Raw genomic sequence first — 16,133 nt, forward strand, 5'->3', positions numbered from 1 at the left:
ACCCTTACCGCAAGTTACCAAAAGTTAATCGATGCCCATTAGGTGCCATGGCAGACTCCGTCTCCCGGCTTCACTCGCATCAGAGGAAGCCGGGGCGCGCGGCGCGGCATCGACGCCACCCGATTGAATCGGCAATCCGCGCGTTACATCGAATCGAAGCGAGTATCCGCACCGAACTCACGACGCACTCGCTTCGACGGCATTCGTGCTTCTCAATTCGCTTGCTACCACGAGCAAGGAAGTACCCCCTCAGCGAACACCCCTCTGCCCAAGGAAGAGTGATTGAACATGCCATTGCTCCCCGCTTCCTTCAATGCGACATCCCTGCGGGCCACCCGACACCCCGGCGGAACGCGCTTCGAGACCGCGAGCCGTCTCTCCCGCCTCGCGACTTCCTTCCCGGGAAGGTCCACCCTGTGTGCGTCGCTGTTGCTGATTGGAAGCGCCTGGACCAACGCGGCGCACGCCCTTTGCGGCACCCCCGACCCCAACTACCCTTATCCCACCACGGTCCAAGTGGGCTCTTTCCCGGCCGTCACCACGCTGAAACACGTCCCCGTTGGCCAGATCATGGCCCACTACGACGTCGATCTTGTCGTCAGCAGCGTCCCCGGCTGGGCAAACTGCGCAAGCGGCTCGCCCAACGGCCAGTACGGCCTGACGAATCCAGTGACCACGTTGAGTCCCTCGGGTATTGATCACGTGTACGCCACCGGCATTCCGGGAGTGGGCATAAGAATCAGACCCGCCAGCGCGTCGAATGCCTACTTTTACATAACGCCTCCCCCCTTCGCCGCTCCCACGCCAACAACCAACGTGACGCTGTACGCTCCAAGACGGCTGATCGTCGAGTTCGTCCGTACCGCCATGGGCGTGGGCCAGGGAGAACTCACTTTCGACTACGAAACCCGGTTCTTCATCGAAACCCGGACTGCGCCCACGGGCTCATTCCACAAGATCGTGGGCACCGCTTTGCGGACCACCCTGCAACAAAGCACCTACTTCAGCAGTTGCCATACACCCGCCGCCGACACCCGCGTCGACATGGGGCAGGCGATGATTGCCGAGATCAAACTGGGGCAGGCCAAGGAACAGGCGTTTTCCCTTGACGTCCACTGCGAAGGCATGAATCCGACGGTCAAGCCCGCCGTCGAGGTCTACCTCGAGGGAAACGCCGGTCGGGACGGCGTTCTGATGCTGGATGGCGCCGGCGCGGATCAGGTCGCCAAGGGCGTCGGCATCGCGGTGACCGACGAAGCAGGGGTTGCCCTGCCTCTCACAAAGCAAAGCACCGTGCCCCTGGAGTGGCAATCGAGCAGACCCAATGTCGAACGGTATCGCTTGTCGGGAAAGGCCCGCTACGTTGCTACCGACGATGAGATAACCGCCGGCAAGGCCGACGCCACCCTGACCTACGTCCTGCAATACAACTGATGCGGTCGGCCTGCCCGCCAACCCGCTGCAATGCCGTCACCGGCCTTTCCTCATCCCCGTCATCCGCCAGGCTCCAACGGGCAGTGGCCAATCTGCTTTTCCTGTCGCCTTCGCGTCAATCCCCGGGGCGCCCATCGGCGTGACGCGACACCCCGGAGGCAGTTGCCTCCCCAGTGTGCTCGCGTCCATCCGCGACAGGTCGCCTCCTGCGGACGTTCCGGGCGACGCACGAGCACCAGCCACCACCGGTTTCCGCGAAACCGTTGAAGGTATATAGTCACGCACGGCCCAGCTTTGCGCGGCCCTGACATCTCCGGCCACGCGATTCCGCGCGCCGCCACACTCCCACTCCGAACTTCGCGAAAACGCAGCTCCATTGCCTGCGTTGCGGCCACGATGCTGTCCGCGTCGCTGCGTTCTTCTCCTCTCTCCCTGAATCGCCTCACCTCGTCACACGACGGGCGCGGCGGCGACGCCGTGCGCCTTCATTCCCCCTACTGCAAGGAGGGCTTCATGCCTTCACGATTCCTGTTGCCCACGCTGGCGCTGGCGGTGTTTTTCGTCGGCGCTTCCGAGTTCATGTTGTCCGCGATGCTGGCGCCGCTGGCGCGTGTGTTCGCGGTTTGGCCCGCGCGGGCGGCGTGGCTGGTGTCCAGCTACGCGCTGGCCTATGCGCTGGCCGCGCCCGTGTTCGGGTATCTGTCCGACCGGATGGATCGGCGGCGGTGGTTGCTGCTGTCGCTGCTGCTACTCGCGGCGGACCATCTGGCGTTGACGCTCGCGCCGAATTTCGAAGTCGCGCTGGGCCTGCGGATGCTGGGCGGACTGGCATCAGCAGCGCTCATTCCCACCACCTTCGCGCTGGTGGCCGATACCGTGCCCGCGTCACGACAATCGGCCGCGATGGGCGCGGTGATGGCCGGGATGACCTTCGGCCTTGTCGCCGGTCCCGCGCTGGCCGGCGTGCTGGCGGAAACATGGGGCTGGCGCATGCCTTTCTGGACGATGGCGGCCGGATGCGTATTGACCTTCGGTGTGGCGTGGGGCGCGGTGACGTCCACGCCACCCGCGCGCGCCTTTGCCGGGTCGGGCGCCGTCCGCTGGCTTGCCCAAGGCAGGCTGGTGCGCCTGCTGCTGGCCAAGGGACTCTGGAACGGCGCCGCCGTCGCCGGCTTCCTGCTGGCAGGCGAAGTGCTCCGCCACCGGCATGGCCTGGGCACCGCCACCGTCGGCCTGTCGGTCTCCGTCTTCGGCGGCGGACTGTTTCTCGGCAATCTGGGTATTGGCGCGGTACGCCGCCTGCTTTCAGGGGACGAGGCGGTATTGATGGCCGCGTTGTGGCTGCTCCCGCTGGCGATGGGCGCCTTCATGGCCACACCACTGACGCTCCCGGCCGCACTCGTCTGTCTGAGTTTGTGGGGATTCGCCCTCGGCCTGGCCGCCCCCGCCAGCACCGCCCTGCTCGCCCACCGCAGCGGCCCCGACAAAGGTCAGGTACTGGCCGTCTCGGAAAGCCTCAACAATGGGGTGCTGTTGATTGTCTTGCCGATTGCAGCCGTGCAGCTGGAGGCCTCGGGTGCGGAGGCGGCGGCACTGATGCTGGGCTTCCCGCTGGCCGCCGCTTTGGGGGTGATGCCTGCGAAAGAGCGAATAGCACGTCGATACGAAGAGAAAGGCGGGCGGTGACCGGCCACATTACGTCATCCTAGTCATCCGCACTGGGGCTATCACGTTCGCGTATCGATTTCTCCACTCCCTCACGGACCTGGCTCAGATAGCCTTCCATTCCCCAGCGCCGGGCCCGGTCCAACAGCACCTGATACTCGGCAGCGTAGTCCTCATCCGTCGAGCAGCGAAGCAGTCGCACGGGAAGATTGTGGAATATATCGGCCAGCTTTCGCGGAAATCCGGGAGAATCGGCTGCGCGTATCTCTATGAACGCAAGGCTCATCATCCTGTGCAAAGCCTGCCGATGGATATCCGGATTGTTCACGCTCTTTCTCATTTTGTTCTCGTAATTGGAAAAGTCGCGTCCCTCCAGGCAGGTCGATATGACAGCTTCTATCCGCCGGCGACTCGCCTGGGCCCTGGACACCTCGGAAAACGCGGCCTGGACTTGATGCTTCCGTTCTTGAATTCAGCCATGGCGGAATGGTTGTACGGGATGGCGTACGCATCGCCCTCTGGAAGCAGCACTATCTGAAGTGTCGGGCGCGGTTCGCTTCCGTAGTAAGTGTCCCGGTCTACCCCGTAGGAAGAGATATCCAGAACAAAGCATCGACGACCCTTTCCGGATCTTATCTTCAGCAGGCTATGACCCGCCTTGTTGAGCTCGAACACATGCTCGTAGCTCCGGATGGTGACCGCTTCCGAGCTTCGAACGCTTATGACTCCGTCCGTCGACTGGACCTGAATGTCCTCGCCCAGGAAATTGGTCACGACGTACCGCTCTTCCGGCGGACAACCCGTTAGCAGAAGCACGACGAAAGCCAGAAGCGCTCGTGGCAGAAAGCGACGCACCCGAGAAAGGCCCGACCGTTGGGCACACGGCATCAACCGCCCGCTGAAGGCGTCGATGTTCGGAATCGTCCTCGTGGCTTCCGGTTCCATCACCGAGCATCCCTTCCCGAGCATCCTGCCTCTTCCATCTGCCAGCAGAGACGACACAAGACCATCAGCGCGAGCTGGGTGCAACCTGGTCCAGCCTGATGGATCCAGCCAGAATTCTTAGCGGTTCTCTTGGATATACGAAGTAGACCGTATGCTGATAGACATCACCCACCTTAACGAGTTCATGCCGATCAATCATGTAGAGCCGTTCCCCGCCCGGGAATTCCCAGTCGACGAGATCCTCATAGATGACTCTTGCAGTACCGCTGTCGCCCTCGACATCCAACTCGGCGCCCACGGTATCGCCTGCACGAAAGATGCTGAACCTGCTCAGACTTGAGTCATGCCATCCGCCCTTGGATCTCCCGCCAAGCACGGCGTCGCGTACGAAGGTGGCCTCGTCCTCACCAAAACTATCCAGAGCATCCTTGAGATAGCCAGCGTAGGCATTCCACGCCTCCTCCGACATCCTCACCATGACTTCTGGATCCTGCTGCTTTGCTTCGAATATCCGTTCCAGATAACCCGGCTTCTGCATTACATGCTCCTTCCATCCCCCTGTCGGCCGGGAAACCATGCCGCATGGCGGGCTAAATAGCCAGAAGATCCCAGCGCAAAGGCTGCTCGCATTTGAATGATTCGGGCGATGACCGTTCGATTGGAACGAAAAGCGGCTCGATGGCCAGCGGCCTGATTTCGAAGTGAGATGAGAAACACTGTTCGCCAAGCGCTCAAAGTTAGTCGACTTGGATGCGGTAACCGGGTAACTGTTTCGCAACGACGTCCCCGGCGGTCCACACCATGTCGCAGGATCTTTTTCGCAAGGAAGTGCTGGAGGCAAGGCGCACGGGTTGGCTGGGCAGCATCTCCCTTACCCAACCCCTACGCCTGTGGGTGCTGACCGCGTTTGCCAGCACCGCGGCGCTGGCGATTGTCTTGTTTCTTGTTTTCGGCACGTATACCCGCCGCTCACGGGTGGTGGGACAGTTGGTGCCGGTGCAAGGCATGGCGACCGTCCTTGCGCCGGCCACCGGCATCGTCTCGCGTGTCGACATTCCCGAAGGCGGTCACGCCCGGGCGGGCGAGACGATCGCGGTGGTGACGATGCCGCGCGCCACCGTTGCCGACGGTGACACCTTGGCCGCTCTGGAAGCGCGACTGCAGCGACGAACGAAGGGTCTGCATACAACCCGTTCGGCCCAGCGGGAGCAACTGGATGCTCAGGCCTCGGGCCTTTCCGGGCAACGGGCCGACGCCCGGCGGGAGCTGAAACAGATTCAGACCGAGATCGCCACCCGGCAGGCACAGATCCGAATCGCACGGGAAACCCTGGATCGACTGCGGGGATTGGAAGAGGACCGCTACGTCAGCCTGTTGCAGATCAAGCAACAGGAAACCACGGTACTGGCCCTGACGGGGGAAATGCAGGCGCTCCAGCGCCAACTCATCACGGCGCGCCGCCTGATCACCCAGCTCGACCAGGCCATCCGCGAACTCCCCGGACAACGCCGGGGCAGCGAAGCGACCTTCCAGCGGGATCTCGCCCTGCTGGAACAGGAGGGTCTCGAAACGCAGGCCCGCAGCGAATTGGCCGTCACTGCTCCCGTCGCCGGCGTTGTCGCCGCCCAATTGTTCAAGCCAGGTCAGGCCGTACAGGCCAACCAGCCATTGATGAACGTACTGCCGGGCGACGGCCGGCTGGAAGCGGAGCTATGGGTGCCCAGTCGCGCCATCGGCTTCATCGAACCCGGCGATGTCGTATTGCTGCGTTACCAGGCCTACCCGTACCAGAAGTTCGGCCAGCATCGGGGCAGCGTCAGTCGTATCAGCCGGAGTGCGGTCAACGGCGAGGCAGGCGGAACAAGTGATTCCACCAACGAACCACTCTACCGAATCAGCGTTGCGCTCGACAGGCAGTCGGTTACCGCCTACGGGAAACCCGAGCCCCTCAAACCGGGAATGCTGCTGGATGCCGATGTTCTGGGAGAGAAGCGCAGCCTGATCGAATGGGTGCTTGAGCCGATTTATTCGATTCGGGGGACGGTGCTGGCCCATTGACAGCCCTGCTTGGGACAAGCATCCACCCACATTCCTTGAAATTGCCGGGTGTGTTCCCGGATTCACGCGGAAGGTAAAGGAGTCTACTCATGAGAACACTGACAACGAAAGAACTGATGAATGTGGCAGGCGGGCGGAACGGTGGCGACATTCCGCCGCACGTGCAGCGAGAACTGGAATTTGCGTACAGGGATGCCAGGAGTAAGGGATTAAGCCATGACCAGGCGATGAACGCCTGCCAACGTCTTGGCGAAGGCTTGAGCGTTGTCACCGGAAAAACAGGCGAATCATTGGCGGAAGCAACTAGCCAGTTCTGCAAGATTGCGGCGAAAACATGGATCTCAGCGCTGGACAGGTCTCCCGCCGCTATTTGTGAGCAACTGACGGGAGGGAGGTGGGACTCCCGGGGACGAACCTGTATCCAGTGAAGTAAAACTCAGTTGCCCATGTGTTCATGGGCAACTGAGTTGAAAAAGCATCAAAAACAACAATAGCCTCGCATGAAAACATTCGTCCGCATCGTCCTGGCCCTCTCCGCACTAACGCCCCTGCATGTCCATGCGAAAGACGATCCGTTCATGTCTGCCTGGAAGGACGAAATCTCCTTCCTGGAAAAATGCAAGGAACTGACATCTTCCTGCTTTTACTCTCGAATACTGCTCAAGGAAGACAACGTGACGATCCGCGTCAGTCTCAATATCATCTCACCAGATGACATACGGCTTGTAGATGGAACTGATCGCAACTCCTTTAGCCTTCCTTATCTGTGCGATCGAACACGTGTACTTAGCATGTCAGCCGATATCTATTCTCCGACTGACAGGAAGAATCGCCCGGTTCCCATATCAGCAGGCGATTCCGATAACTTTATCTGCTATCACGAAATAGACAAATCCATCATCACCTCAGCCTCGCAAAAAAGAGAGCTACTTGTCGTACGCCAAGTAACAGAAACATCGCCAATCTTTGATGGCGTTCTTGGAACGTTACACATGGAAGGAGGCGCAATAAACCGACATATCATCACCGCCGCAGAGGGCACCCCCATCTATCTAGACTCGCCAAAAATGATGGATGGCAGCATCCACCGAGGCAGAATAAATGGCTCTACCATTCTGGATGACGATCGCCGCTGGACCGAAGAAAGCAGTTACACGTTTTACTCAACCATAGAAAGCTGGTCTCAGTTCGCAAGGCACTACGAAATACACCAGAGTGCGCTACTTACCAATAGAAATCCCAATAGAAGCAACATCACTCTTGACGAAATAGATGAAATTGCGAGAGGGCTGAGAAGCCAATTCCCATACCTGGTCACTTCTGACAACTTGGGAATCCACCCCAGGAACTCTCCCGACCAGATCACAAAGCTTGGCTTCGCCGACTGCAAAGATTATGTGACGTTACTGAGAGCCAAGCTCGACGCACGAGGAATCCCTTCAACCACCATCATCACAAGCCTCAAGTCAACGCCACCAAGAAGCTTGGTAGTGCCTGATCCAATCTGGGCGAACCACGTCATTGTCTACATCCCCGAGTTTGATGCCTACTTCGACCTGGCGGCGGAAGAAGATTCCCTGGTCGATCAGACCTTCGCCGTTTACGGAAAGCTTGGATTTCGGACCGACACGGGAGCCCCGGTGATCATCCGTTAGGGCATGGCAATCAGTCTTTCGCTATCCCGCTTCGATCTTGTCCGGGGCACATGAAACCCATCATTCAATCCGAAGCCGCCGAGTGCGGCCTAGCCTGTCTGGCCATGATCCTGGCCCACCACGGCCGCCATATCGATCTGGCTACCCTTCGCGGCCAGAATGGCATGTCGCTGAAGGGAGCGACGCTCCAGCAACTGATCGACGTGGCGGGACGGCAAGGCCTCCTGGCGCGCCCGCTAAGGTTGGAACTGGCAGAGCTTGACCAGCTCCAATTGCCGTGCATCCTGCACTGGGATCTCAATCATTTCGTCGTACTGACCGGGGTTAGTGGCAAGTCGCTTACAGTCATGGATCCCGCGACAGGCCTGCGCAAGCTGGCCATGAACGAGGTGTCGAACCGATTCACCGGCGTCGCCCTGGAGTTGCGACCCGGGATGGACTTCAAGGAGGAAAAGCCGAAGCCGTCCGTCTCATTTCGCCAGTTGGCCGGTTCCATCGGAGGGCTCAAGCGCTCGTTGCTGCATATCCTCCTGCTCTCACTGGCCCTCCAGGTTTTCACCCTGATATCCCCGCTGCTCACCCAGGGGGTCATCGACCACGTCCTGGTCAGCGCCGATACCGACCTTCTCAGCGTCCTGATCGTCGCCTTCTCATTGCTCCTTGTCCTGCAGATCGCCATTGGCCTGATGCGCACCTGGGCTGGAATCCATCTGTCAATGCACCTGGGTCTGCAATGGAACGGCAATGTGCTGGCGCACCTTCTCCGCCTTCCGGTCGAGTTCTTCGAGAAGCGCCACCTCGGTGACATCACGTCCCGGATGGGATCAGTGGGCACCATCCAGAACATGATCACCTCCAGCGCGGTGGGAGTGGTCCTGGATGGCATCATGACGATCACCACGCTGGTGGTGATGCTGATGTACAGCCCTCGCCTGATGCTGGTCAGCGCGATTGCACTCCTGCTCTACTTTGGCGTTCGCCTGGCTACCTACCGATGGTTCCGGCAGGCCAACGAAGAGAAGCTCGTGCTTTCCGCAAGGCTTGAGACCCATCTCCTGGAGACCCTGCGAGGCGTCAGCACCATAAAACTCATGGGGCATGAGCGCCAACGCCACGCCGCCTGGATGAACCATGCGGTGGACACGCAGAACCAGACCGTCCGCATCGCCAAGATGGACATGATCTACGAGACCACGAGCGGCCTTATCTTCGGGGTCGAGAACATCGTCGTACTGGCCATCGGTGCGCACCTGGTCCTTGGCAATACCTTCTCGATAGGCATGCTGGTGGCATACCTGTCCTACAAAGGACAGTTCAGTAGCCGCATCATCAGCCTCATCGACACATTCATCGGGTTCAAGCTGCTTCGACTGCATGGCGAGCGGCTGGCGGATATCGTCCTTACCCCGCCCGAGGATATCCACAGGCAGGAGAGCCCTCCTCCCGCGGACTCCCGCATCGTGGTGGACAGCCTGTCTTTCCGCTACGCCGAAGGCGAGCCCTGGGTCATCGATAACTGCAGCTTCGTAATCGAGCCGGGCGAGTCGGTCGCCATCATCGGCTCATCCGGCTGCGGCAAGACGACCCTGGTGAAACTGATGCTGGGCCTGTTGAGGCCAAATTCGGGCAGCATCCGCATCGGTGGCCTGGACCTGCATCAGGTTGGCCCGCACAGTGTCCGCCCGATCATTGGCTCGGTGATGCAGGATGACCAACTGTTCGCCGGCAGCGTCGCCGACAACATCAGCTTCTTCGACCCCGACCACGACCCGGCGCGGATAGAAGCCGCGGCCCGGCTGGCGGCGGTGCACGAGGAGATTGTCGCCATGCCCATGGGGTATCACAGCCTTATCGGCGACATGGGAAGCTCGCTGTCCGGTGGCCAGAAGCAACGCCTCATCCTCGCGAGGGCGCTGTACCGGAAGCCCAGGCTCCTGTTTCTCGACGAGGCCACCAGCCATCTGGACGTGACAAGAGAGCAGCTGGTCAACGCAGCCATCCAGCAACTGGACCTGACCAGAATCATCGTGGCGCACAGGCCCGAGACCATCAACAGCGCCGATCGGGTGCTGGTAATGGAAAACGGACGGATTGCCGCCGAACAGATACCCGCGTAAGCCATTCTTGGGCGGGTTTGTGACCTCGTGAACTTTGGACGAGATACGTTCAAAGTTAGTCGACGCTGGGTCGACAGCATGACAGGCTCGGGACTCCCGGTCGAATGACCATTGAAAGGAGGAAACCAAGCATGCGTGAGCTTTCGTCCCGTGAAGTGGAAATGGTAAGCGGAGGAGTACGAATCGCAATTGTTCGCCTTGTACTCGGACAAGGCGTAAAGGCGCTCGTCAAGACAGTTCTCTCCGAAAAGCACTCCGATGGAGATGCCTGCAACTACTACAACAACATGCCCGCAGGCATGCAGTAATCCCCTGCCCCGGCGGCGAAATGTCGCCGGGGTCTCTTAGCTTCACCGGAGCCTCCGATGGTCCTCCACTGCTTTCTGTGGGCATGTGTCAGTTTTGCAGGCGCCTTCCTGGTGGGCTCGGGATTGAATCATGTGCTGGAGAGCCCGCATCCGCCTCTCGACATGGGTTCAGATGCGTTTTCAATTGTCCTGATGGTCGTGGCGACCGTAGTGCTTTCACCGGCAACGGAAGCGCTACTGCTGGCGTGGCTGTTCAAGAAGATGTCCAAGCGCCTCACACCACTGTGGTCGGCGATAGGTGCCGGAACATTACTGGCCGCAGCTCAGAGCCTGTTCTACTGGCCCTGGGGGCTGGTGGTGTGGTTCCCCTCGCTGGTCTTTGCCATCCCACTCCTGCGCTCATCCCGGCCATCCAGAGAAAATACGATGGCTTCGGCGCTCATCCACATGTTTCACAACGCCATGGCGGTTGCCTGGATACTGATAACGTAAATGAGGAACACGCAGTGAAATATGTCATCCCTTTGCTCGCCGCGCTTGCCGTATGCGCCGTCACGGCCGTCGTTGGTGCGCTGCTCGTTCAAAGCCCCCTGCTCCGCGCGCTGGTGACAGGCACGGGCGCTCTGGTTGCGATCTTCGTCTATCGGATTTCTTTCCCCAAACCCCAGAAGTGAAGAACCCGCATTCGTCCTGCTCAAGCTGGAAGCATCAGAAGCGGGCGGTCGCATCTTCCGATCACAACCCGCTCAGGCTCTTCACGCCCGCGATGAAGCCGTTGACCAGCCGCGTACCTTGGGAATACCCCCATTCCAGGAGGACCAGGGCCACTACCAGCCGGAACGCCGGGTTATCGAACAACCCGTCCAACCATCGCTTGAAACCATCTGTGTTACTGGACCCGACCATTGCACTCTCCTGTTGATGTTCGACCGCTCGCTTGCATGCCACCTGCACGAACCATGCAGCATGCGAGACGCCCGGATCAATCAGACGGCAGGTAGGAAATGGTCGTAACGGGTCGCGAGAACCTCGGTTCTCCCCATTCTCGTGAGAAGGAAAACTTTGAACGTAAAACGCTCAAAGTTAGTCGACACCGCGCGACACGCTCGGCAGACTCCGGTCTCAGGAGTTCAGAAAAACTCCCACACGTAGCGGTACCACCTCCGTCAATCCGGTGGCTTCTTTTGCTTCATCACTGGATGACAACCGGCGACTCTGCGTCTTCGCCGGGAGGGGGCGAAATACAAGACCCGAAAGGGAAATCAGCCCATCCGACTACGTGCGGTTTTTCTGCCTCCCGGCTCCCGGTCGCAATCCTGCGTACCGGGGTTCCCATCAAGGAAAGGAGATCCCATGAGTAATGCACGTATGGTCTATCTGTTGGAAGAAGAGACACAGCTGAACATGATCCAGCTGCGTGACCACCTCAAGATGCTGTCCACCCTGGCCAATCCGCGCTTCCGCTCGGATGAAACCCTCTGCCTGCCGATTTCCTTGCAGGCCCTGAGCGACTGCTTCGCCTACATGGCCCAGGACGTCAGCGACATGCTGTCTGCCCTGCGCTATCACTACGGCGAACCCGAAGCAGCGGCGGAAGAAGCCGTCAGCATCGCGTAACAAAAACGCGGGCAGCCGGCGCCCGCGTTCTGTGCCTCCCACGCACCAGCCCCCAAGCAAGCGCTCATGCACCGATGGACGATCTATCATCCATCGGACGTCCGGCTTTCGTCCGGCAGCCGGAGCAGCCCATGTCCATTCGCGGTATCAACCACGTGACTCTTGTCGTGCGCGACATGGACCGGACCGTTCGCCTGTTGGTCCAGGCCCTGGGCGCCCGCGAGGAATATCGGAGCCGGGAACGGGAGTATTCGAAGTATCCGGAGACGTTCCTCCGCATCGGTGATCTATGGCTGGTCGTCATGGAAGACGCGGACACCCGGCGCGCCCGGTCCTACGACCACATTGCTCTCAGTATCGATCTGGAGGCCATTCCCGAAGTCACCCGCCGCCTGATTGATGCGGGCGCGGAGGTGGTGCCCTCACGCCCCCGGATAGACGCAGAAAGCGCTTCCGTCTACTTCTACGACTTCGACAATCACCTGTTTGAACTCCACGCCGGCGACATTGCGCAGAGGCTGCGCCACTACGCCGCCGCAAAGCAGGGCGCCTAGCTGCAAGCGAACGGCCGGTGCGGCTTGCTTTCATCGCGGCCCCCTCCGGTTCGGGAGTTGCCCGCCGCCGGAGGGGCGAAGAGAGAGCCTATCGCCCCTGACCCGCTCGCTACGTCCGCTGCCTGCTGGTCTGCGGCTCAGTTGCGCCGTTCCAGCAAGGCGCGGGCATTCTGGTAACGCACCTTGGCCAGCTCCTGCTCGTCCAGGCCCAAACGATTCAGCGCGTCGGCATTCTGTTCGAGCGAGAACTGCGGATAGTCGGACCCCAGCAGGATATGGTCGATGCCGACATTGCGCATGGTCCACACGAACTCCTGCTCCACCGGCGAATCCGCCACCAGCGCCACGATGGCTGAGACGTCGAAATAGATGTTGTCGCCCAGCAGGCCCTCGGCGGTGCGTGCCGCCTTGAGCGTGTTCCAGAAGCGGAAGTTCATCCCGCCCATGTGCGCGAAGATGATCTTGGTACCCGGTGCGTGCAGCGCCAGATTGAACATCTTCTCGCTGTCGCCCGGCAGGATGTTGGCGTTGTCGATCAGCACGATGACGCCGAGTTCGCCGGCACGCTTGACCAGGGCCAGCACTCGCGGGTCATCGGCCTCGAACTTCTGGGTGTGCGGATGAATCTTGAGGATGCGGGCGCCCTGTTTGGCCACCCGCGCCAGCTCGTCCAGCGCCGCCTGACCATCGTAGGGATGCACGGTCACCACCGCCGTCATCCGGGGATGCCTGGCCGCCAGGGCCAGGATGCCGTCGTTGCCGGCGCGAATGGCCGCCGTGTCCCCGGCCAGCGCCTGGTTGGGGCCGCCAAACCACATCCCGGCGAAATCAGCCGGCCCCAGCTTCCGCGCTTTCAACTGCGCCTCGTAGGCCTGGAGCGACTTCTCGCCGTCCCACAGGTGGACGTGCGAATCGAACAGCGTGGATTGCGCGGCGGCGGCCGGCGCGAGGGCGGCCAGGACCAGCGCCAGGACGGCGCGCATGCGGTATGCCCATACGGCGACGGAGGTCTGATCAGAATGACGACGGGTGCCTCTGAACCTCATTGCGCTTCTCCAGGGTGTTTAACGCGGTCAGCCTTTCATACGAGCGACGTCCGACAGCAGATCGCCGATGGTATGGCTGCGTACGGCCGGGCTGAATAGGTCATAGGTTGGGAGCCAATCTGCCCATGGCCGGAACGACTAGCGGCCCGGTTGGCACTGATTGACGGCCTGCCGGTGCCTGCCCAGAATCGCGGCATCCCAGTCGTGTATCGCCAACACCCACGTCGATGACCCTTCATATCGAGCATGCCGTTTCGGACGAACAGATTGCCGCGACGTTCGACGTCATGCGCCAACTGCGGCCCCAGATCGAAAGAGCCAGCTACGTCTCCCTCATCCGGGATCTGATGGCCAGCGACAACCTCAAGCTGCTGGCGCTCACGGATGACAACGTGGTGCGGGCCGTCGCCAGCTACCGCATCATGAACATGATCTATTGCGGTCGCCTGCTCTATATCGACGATCTGGTGACGGACGAGCGCGTCCGCTCCAAGGGCTACGGATCAAAAATCCTCGCCAGACTACGCGCCGAAGCCGAAGCCCTGGACTGCTCCGAGATTCAACTGATCTCCCGAACCATCCGCGAACAGGCACATCGCTTTTATTTCCGCGAAGGGTTTGGGATTGAGTGTTTTCAGTTCAGGATGCGGTTGAAGGAATAGGTGGTTTGGGTTTGGCCGGGGCTGGTCGAGCCGCCTTGGCTAATCCGCGCTTCCGCCCGGATGAAACCCTCCGCCTGCCGATTTCCTTGCAGGCCCTGAGCGACTGCTTCGCCTACATGGCCCAAGACGTCAGCGACATGCTGGAATCCCTGCGCTATTACTACGGCGAGCACGAGGAAGAAGCCGTCAGCAGCACGTAACAAAAAACGCAGGCAGCCGGCGCCCGCGTTCTTTCATGCTACTGAGTCAGTAAGTTGCCGATTTCCACGCATTCGGCCGTGCCTACTTCAAGGTCCGCCGATGGTAATCGGCCATAAGGGGAGCAAGGCTGCATAGCAGGGCCTTCATGTGGGTAGCGGCTGGCGCGCTATCCCCAATCAGGTGTCGCAGCAGGGCACTAACTTCTTCAGCAACCCCACCATGCATGTCGGTCAGGCCTTCATCTAAACCGGCATATTGGCATAGTCTTATGCATAGCTGGTGTCAGACGTGTGCCGTTGATCGAACTGGGCAGCGAGGCCGCCGAGTATACGTGGCCAACGGCAAGGCCGAGGAGATCCGCCGCTACGTCACCAATCTGGCCTTCGGGGCAACGGGCTAGTCCTAAACCAGCTGGAGCCACACGCTTTCGCATGTGGGAGTGCTCGTTTTAGTGCCCTGGTTTCTCAGGCTCTAGGACTGACGACATCCAACCAGCTGGTGATTTCCAGTGGAACTTTACGCGTGCCCGCGCGACGGTCATAGATGGCGTTATCGCGCAACTGCACCCGACACACAGCAAACGCCTGACTAAGCTGGCGACTGTTATCCACCATGATAGTTGCGTCCGCCACTAAGGCCGCTTGATTAATGGCGATCTGGGTTCGCGGGAAGCGGGCTAGCAGCGTGTCAACTTCGACCGCGTGGCCACCTTGTGCCACACGCGTTTCTACACGGGCGATCGACAGTTCAGCGCTGGTCAAACCTACAAAAACCAACATCACGAAATAGCCGGCCTCCTGCATCTGCCGGATCAAAGTGATCTTGGACTCATAGTTGCCATCCGGGAGCGGTTTCCAATAGGAAAAGACCGTCTCCATCGCAAAGGGCACCATGGCGGCCATCGCATGGGTAACGAACCCCTGCACGCCGTCTTGCGCTACGCGCATCCAGCTGTGGTTCTTGTCCCGAAGTTCGGCAGCCCATGCCGGCAATCGCTCGCCCGCCCCCACCTCCGGCAGAATCGACAGCATCATCCGGTCGGCGTTGACCAAGGGAATCTGTAAACGATCAGCTAGGCGCCGATACCACAACGTGGACTTACCAGACCCATTGTGGCCCGCTAGGATGACCGCCAATGGTCGGTCGGATGCGCGCTGCTCAGCGAGCACCCGATCCACTGCGCCCGGAATGGCGAGCATCAGACGGGCTTGAACCGTCCAGCCACCATGCGCCCGCGCGTAACCTGGCCGTTGAGCGTGCGCACCAGCACTCCAGGCGTAGCTGGATCGGCGCGGTACAGAGGCACCTTCGGGTCGACGCGTACCTGCACGCCCGGTCGGGTCAGGACGGCCTTGGCCCGCACCAGCGCTGAGCGGCCCGCATCGATGTTGATCTTGGCTTGTGCCGCCGATGGCTTCGCTGTTTCAACAACGACACGGCCAAAGCGGATTTGGCCCACCACTTGCTCCACGGCGCGAGCCGAGAAATGGGTCGTGGCGACTTGGGTCAAAGCCGACACCTGTGTGGCAGCACGTGCACCCTTGGCGCGCGTCTTGGATACCTTGGTTGCCATGGGAGGCCTCTATGCGCTTACTTGCCTAGCAATCGCTCGGCGCGTCGGATTCTATCGCGCAGGCTGGACTGGAAGTGGGGATCTTGGGAGCGGCGCACCACGTGCTCGGCTATAGCAGCCCGAATCACTTCCGAGACAGGCTGGTTCTCGACCGTGGCAACCGTTTCCAGCGCATCGGCCTGCTCCTCAGAGAGGCGAATCGTCATCGCTTTGGCGGGTTTCATGAACTAATCCTGCCACGGAGACATATCGGTTGTCAACCACCAAGACACCGTGATACCATACAACCATCCCCCGA

The 16,133-nt window shown here is 60.4% G+C and carries 19 protein-coding genes; 12 read left to right on the plus strand and 7 right to left on the minus strand.

Features of this window, described 5'->3' with window-relative positions; genetic code table 11:
- Positions 1-288: 288 nt before the first annotated feature.
- On the plus strand, positions 289-1,434 hold the full coding sequence (locus tag FG323_RS08695) for a fimbrial protein (protein ID WP_255470146.1): 1,146 nt from the start codon (positions 289-291) through the stop codon (positions 1,432-1,434).
- Between the two features lie 396 nt (positions 1,435-1,830).
- Entirely contained in the window at positions 1,831-3,120 is a 1,290-nt protein-coding gene (locus tag FG323_RS08700) for an MFS transporter (RefSeq protein WP_220094138.1), read from the plus strand.
- 19 nt (positions 3,121-3,139) lie between these two features.
- Here the strand turns inward: FG323_RS08700 and FG323_RS08705 are convergent, their stop codons facing one another.
- Positions 3,140-3,439: a hypothetical protein gene (locus FG323_RS08705; protein WP_141454128.1), complete on the minus strand. Its 300-nt coding sequence runs from the start codon at positions 3,437-3,439 to the stop codon at positions 3,140-3,142.
- Between the two features lie 669 nt (positions 3,440-4,108).
- Positions 4,109-4,582 (minus strand): hypothetical protein, encoded by a 474-nt coding sequence (locus tag FG323_RS08710; protein ID WP_141454129.1) that lies wholly within the window; start codon positions 4,580-4,582, stop codon positions 4,109-4,111.
- 263 nt (positions 4,583-4,845) lie between these two features.
- On the opposite strand from FG323_RS08710, the gene FG323_RS08715 reads away from it, so the two are divergent.
- The 6 genes from FG323_RS08715 to FG323_RS19655 all read left to right on the plus strand — a co-directional run bounded on the left by FG323_RS08715 (position 4,846) and on the right by FG323_RS19655 (position 10,856).
- Positions 4,846-6,102, plus strand: a complete 1,257-nt coding sequence (locus tag FG323_RS08715) for an HlyD family efflux transporter periplasmic adaptor subunit (protein ID WP_141454130.1) — start codon at positions 4,846-4,848, stop codon at positions 6,100-6,102.
- A gap of 89 nt (positions 6,103-6,191) precedes the next feature.
- Positions 6,192-6,530, plus strand: coding sequence for a hypothetical protein (locus FG323_RS08720; protein WP_141454131.1), 339 nt, complete (start codon positions 6,192-6,194; stop codon positions 6,528-6,530).
- Between the two features lie 72 nt (positions 6,531-6,602).
- Positions 6,603-7,757, plus strand: a complete 1,155-nt coding sequence (locus FG323_RS08725; protein ID WP_141454132.1) for a hypothetical protein — start codon at positions 6,603-6,605, stop codon at positions 7,755-7,757.
- Between the two features lie 50 nt (positions 7,758-7,807).
- Complete coding sequence (locus FG323_RS08730) at positions 7,808-9,874, plus strand: peptidase domain-containing ABC transporter (protein WP_141454133.1); 2,067 nt, start codon at positions 7,808-7,810, stop codon at positions 9,872-9,874.
- Positions 9,875-10,239: 365 nt separating this feature from the next.
- Positions 10,240-10,674, plus strand: coding sequence for a hypothetical protein (locus tag FG323_RS08735; RefSeq protein ID WP_141454134.1), 435 nt, complete (start codon positions 10,240-10,242; stop codon positions 10,672-10,674).
- 14 nt (positions 10,675-10,688) lie between these two features.
- Positions 10,689-10,856: a hypothetical protein gene (locus tag FG323_RS19655; RefSeq protein ID WP_181444138.1), complete on the plus strand. Its 168-nt coding sequence runs from the start codon at positions 10,689-10,691 to the stop codon at positions 10,854-10,856.
- A 61-nt stretch (positions 10,857-10,917) separates the two neighbouring features.
- On the opposite strand, the gene FG323_RS19660 is transcribed toward FG323_RS19655, so the two are convergent.
- The gene (locus tag FG323_RS19660; RefSeq protein ID WP_181444139.1) at positions 10,918-11,088 is read right to left on the minus strand and encodes a hypothetical protein; all 171 of its coding nucleotides are present in this window, start codon (positions 11,086-11,088) and stop codon (positions 10,918-10,920) included.
- A 447-nt stretch (positions 11,089-11,535) separates the two neighbouring features.
- Here FG323_RS19660 and FG323_RS08740 point away from each other — a divergent pair, with 447 nt between their 5' ends.
- Together FG323_RS08740 and FG323_RS08745 are read left to right on the plus strand one after the other, a co-directional pair.
- Positions 11,536-11,799: a hypothetical protein gene (locus FG323_RS08740; RefSeq protein ID WP_141454135.1), complete on the plus strand. Its 264-nt coding sequence runs from the start codon at positions 11,536-11,538 to the stop codon at positions 11,797-11,799.
- Between the two features lie 131 nt (positions 11,800-11,930).
- Positions 11,931-12,353 carry a VOC family protein gene (locus FG323_RS08745; protein ID WP_181444140.1) on the plus strand — a complete coding sequence of 141 codons (423 nt, stop codon included), beginning with the start codon at positions 11,931-11,933 and terminating at the stop codon, positions 12,351-12,353.
- A gap of 137 nt (positions 12,354-12,490) precedes the next feature.
- Here FG323_RS08745 and FG323_RS08750 read toward each other — a convergent pair whose 3' ends face one another.
- Positions 12,491-13,336 (minus strand): amidohydrolase family protein, encoded by an 846-nt coding sequence (locus FG323_RS08750; protein WP_141454137.1) that lies wholly within the window; start codon positions 13,334-13,336, stop codon positions 12,491-12,493.
- A 290-nt stretch (positions 13,337-13,626) separates the two neighbouring features.
- Between FG323_RS08750 and FG323_RS08755 the strand changes: the two genes are divergently transcribed.
- The gene (locus tag FG323_RS08755; protein ID WP_141454138.1) at positions 13,627-14,061 is read left to right on the plus strand and encodes a GNAT family N-acetyltransferase; all 435 of its coding nucleotides are present in this window, start codon (positions 13,627-13,629) and stop codon (positions 14,059-14,061) included.
- Between the two features lie 35 nt (positions 14,062-14,096).
- On the plus strand, positions 14,097-14,261 hold the full coding sequence (locus FG323_RS19665; protein ID WP_181444141.1) for a hypothetical protein: 165 nt from the start codon (positions 14,097-14,099) through the stop codon (positions 14,259-14,261).
- Between the two features lie 465 nt (positions 14,262-14,726).
- On the opposite strand, the gene FG323_RS08760 is transcribed toward FG323_RS19665, so the two are convergent.
- The 3 genes from FG323_RS08760 to FG323_RS08770 are packed head-to-tail and all read right to left on the minus strand — an operon-like array spanning position 14,727 to position 16,059.
- Positions 14,727-15,461: a zeta toxin family protein gene (locus FG323_RS08760; RefSeq protein WP_141454139.1), complete on the minus strand. Its 735-nt coding sequence runs from the start codon at positions 15,459-15,461 to the stop codon at positions 14,727-14,729.
- Positions 15,461-15,835 (minus strand): hypothetical protein, encoded by a 375-nt coding sequence (locus FG323_RS08765; protein ID WP_141454140.1) that lies wholly within the window; start codon positions 15,833-15,835, stop codon positions 15,461-15,463. The genes FG323_RS08760 and FG323_RS08765 overlap by 1 nt, the downstream gene beginning before the upstream one ends.
- A 17-nt stretch (positions 15,836-15,852) precedes the next feature.
- Positions 15,853-16,059, minus strand: a complete 207-nt coding sequence (locus FG323_RS08770; RefSeq protein WP_141454141.1) for a DUF6290 family protein — start codon at positions 16,057-16,059, stop codon at positions 15,853-15,855.
- Positions 16,060-16,133 lie beyond the last annotated feature (74 nt).

Origin of the sequence: Pseudoxanthomonas sp. z9 (assembly GCF_006542425.1) — a bacterium.
Classification (GTDB): Bacteria; Pseudomonadota; Gammaproteobacteria; order Xanthomonadales; family Xanthomonadaceae; genus Pseudoxanthomonas_A.

Excerpts from the sequence above, each read along its gene's own strand:
- FG323_RS08695 (WP_255470146.1), top strand. The coding sequence starts at position 289 with ATGCCATTGCTCCCCGCTTCCTTCAATGCGACATCCCTGCGGGCCACC.
- FG323_RS08700 (WP_220094138.1), top strand. The coding sequence starts at position 1,831 with ATGCTGTCCGCGTCGCTGCGTTCTTCTCCTCTCTCCCTGAATCGCCTC.
- FG323_RS08705 (WP_141454128.1), bottom strand. The coding sequence starts at position 3,439 with ATGAGAAAGAGCGTGAACAATCCGGATATCCATCGGCAGGCTTTGCAC.
- FG323_RS08710 (WP_141454129.1), bottom strand. The coding sequence starts at position 4,582 with ATGCAGAAGCCGGGTTATCTGGAACGGATATTCGAAGCAAAGCAGCAG.
- FG323_RS08715 (WP_141454130.1), top strand. The coding sequence starts at position 4,846 with ATGTCGCAGGATCTTTTTCGCAAGGAAGTGCTGGAGGCAAGGCGCACG.
- FG323_RS08720 (WP_141454131.1), top strand. The coding sequence starts at position 6,192 with ATGAGAACACTGACAACGAAAGAACTGATGAATGTGGCAGGCGGGCGG.
- FG323_RS08725 (WP_141454132.1), top strand. The coding sequence starts at position 6,603 with ATGAAAACATTCGTCCGCATCGTCCTGGCCCTCTCCGCACTAACGCCC.
- FG323_RS08730 (WP_141454133.1), top strand. The coding sequence starts at position 7,808 with ATGAAACCCATCATTCAATCCGAAGCCGCCGAGTGCGGCCTAGCCTGT.
- FG323_RS08735 (WP_141454134.1), top strand. The coding sequence starts at position 10,240 with ATGGTCCTCCACTGCTTTCTGTGGGCATGTGTCAGTTTTGCAGGCGCC.
- FG323_RS19660 (WP_181444139.1), bottom strand. The coding sequence starts at position 11,088 with ATGGTCGGGTCCAGTAACACAGATGGTTTCAAGCGATGGTTGGACGGG.
- FG323_RS08740 (WP_141454135.1), top strand. The coding sequence starts at position 11,536 with ATGAGTAATGCACGTATGGTCTATCTGTTGGAAGAAGAGACACAGCTG.
- FG323_RS08745 (WP_181444140.1), top strand. The coding sequence starts at position 11,931 with ATGTCCATTCGCGGTATCAACCACGTGACTCTTGTCGTGCGCGACATG.
- FG323_RS08750 (WP_141454137.1), bottom strand. The coding sequence starts at position 13,336 with ATGCGCGCCGTCCTGGCGCTGGTCCTGGCCGCCCTCGCGCCGGCCGCC.
- FG323_RS08755 (WP_141454138.1), top strand. The coding sequence starts at position 13,627 with ATGACCCTTCATATCGAGCATGCCGTTTCGGACGAACAGATTGCCGCG.
- FG323_RS08760 (WP_141454139.1), bottom strand. The coding sequence starts at position 15,461 with ATGCTCGCCATTCCGGGCGCAGTGGATCGGGTGCTCGCTGAGCAGCGC.
- FG323_RS08765 (WP_141454140.1), bottom strand. The coding sequence starts at position 15,835 with ATGGCAACCAAGGTATCCAAGACGCGCGCCAAGGGTGCACGTGCTGCC.
- FG323_RS08770 (WP_141454141.1), bottom strand. The coding sequence starts at position 16,059 with ATGAAACCCGCCAAAGCGATGACGATTCGCCTCTCTGAGGAGCAGGCC.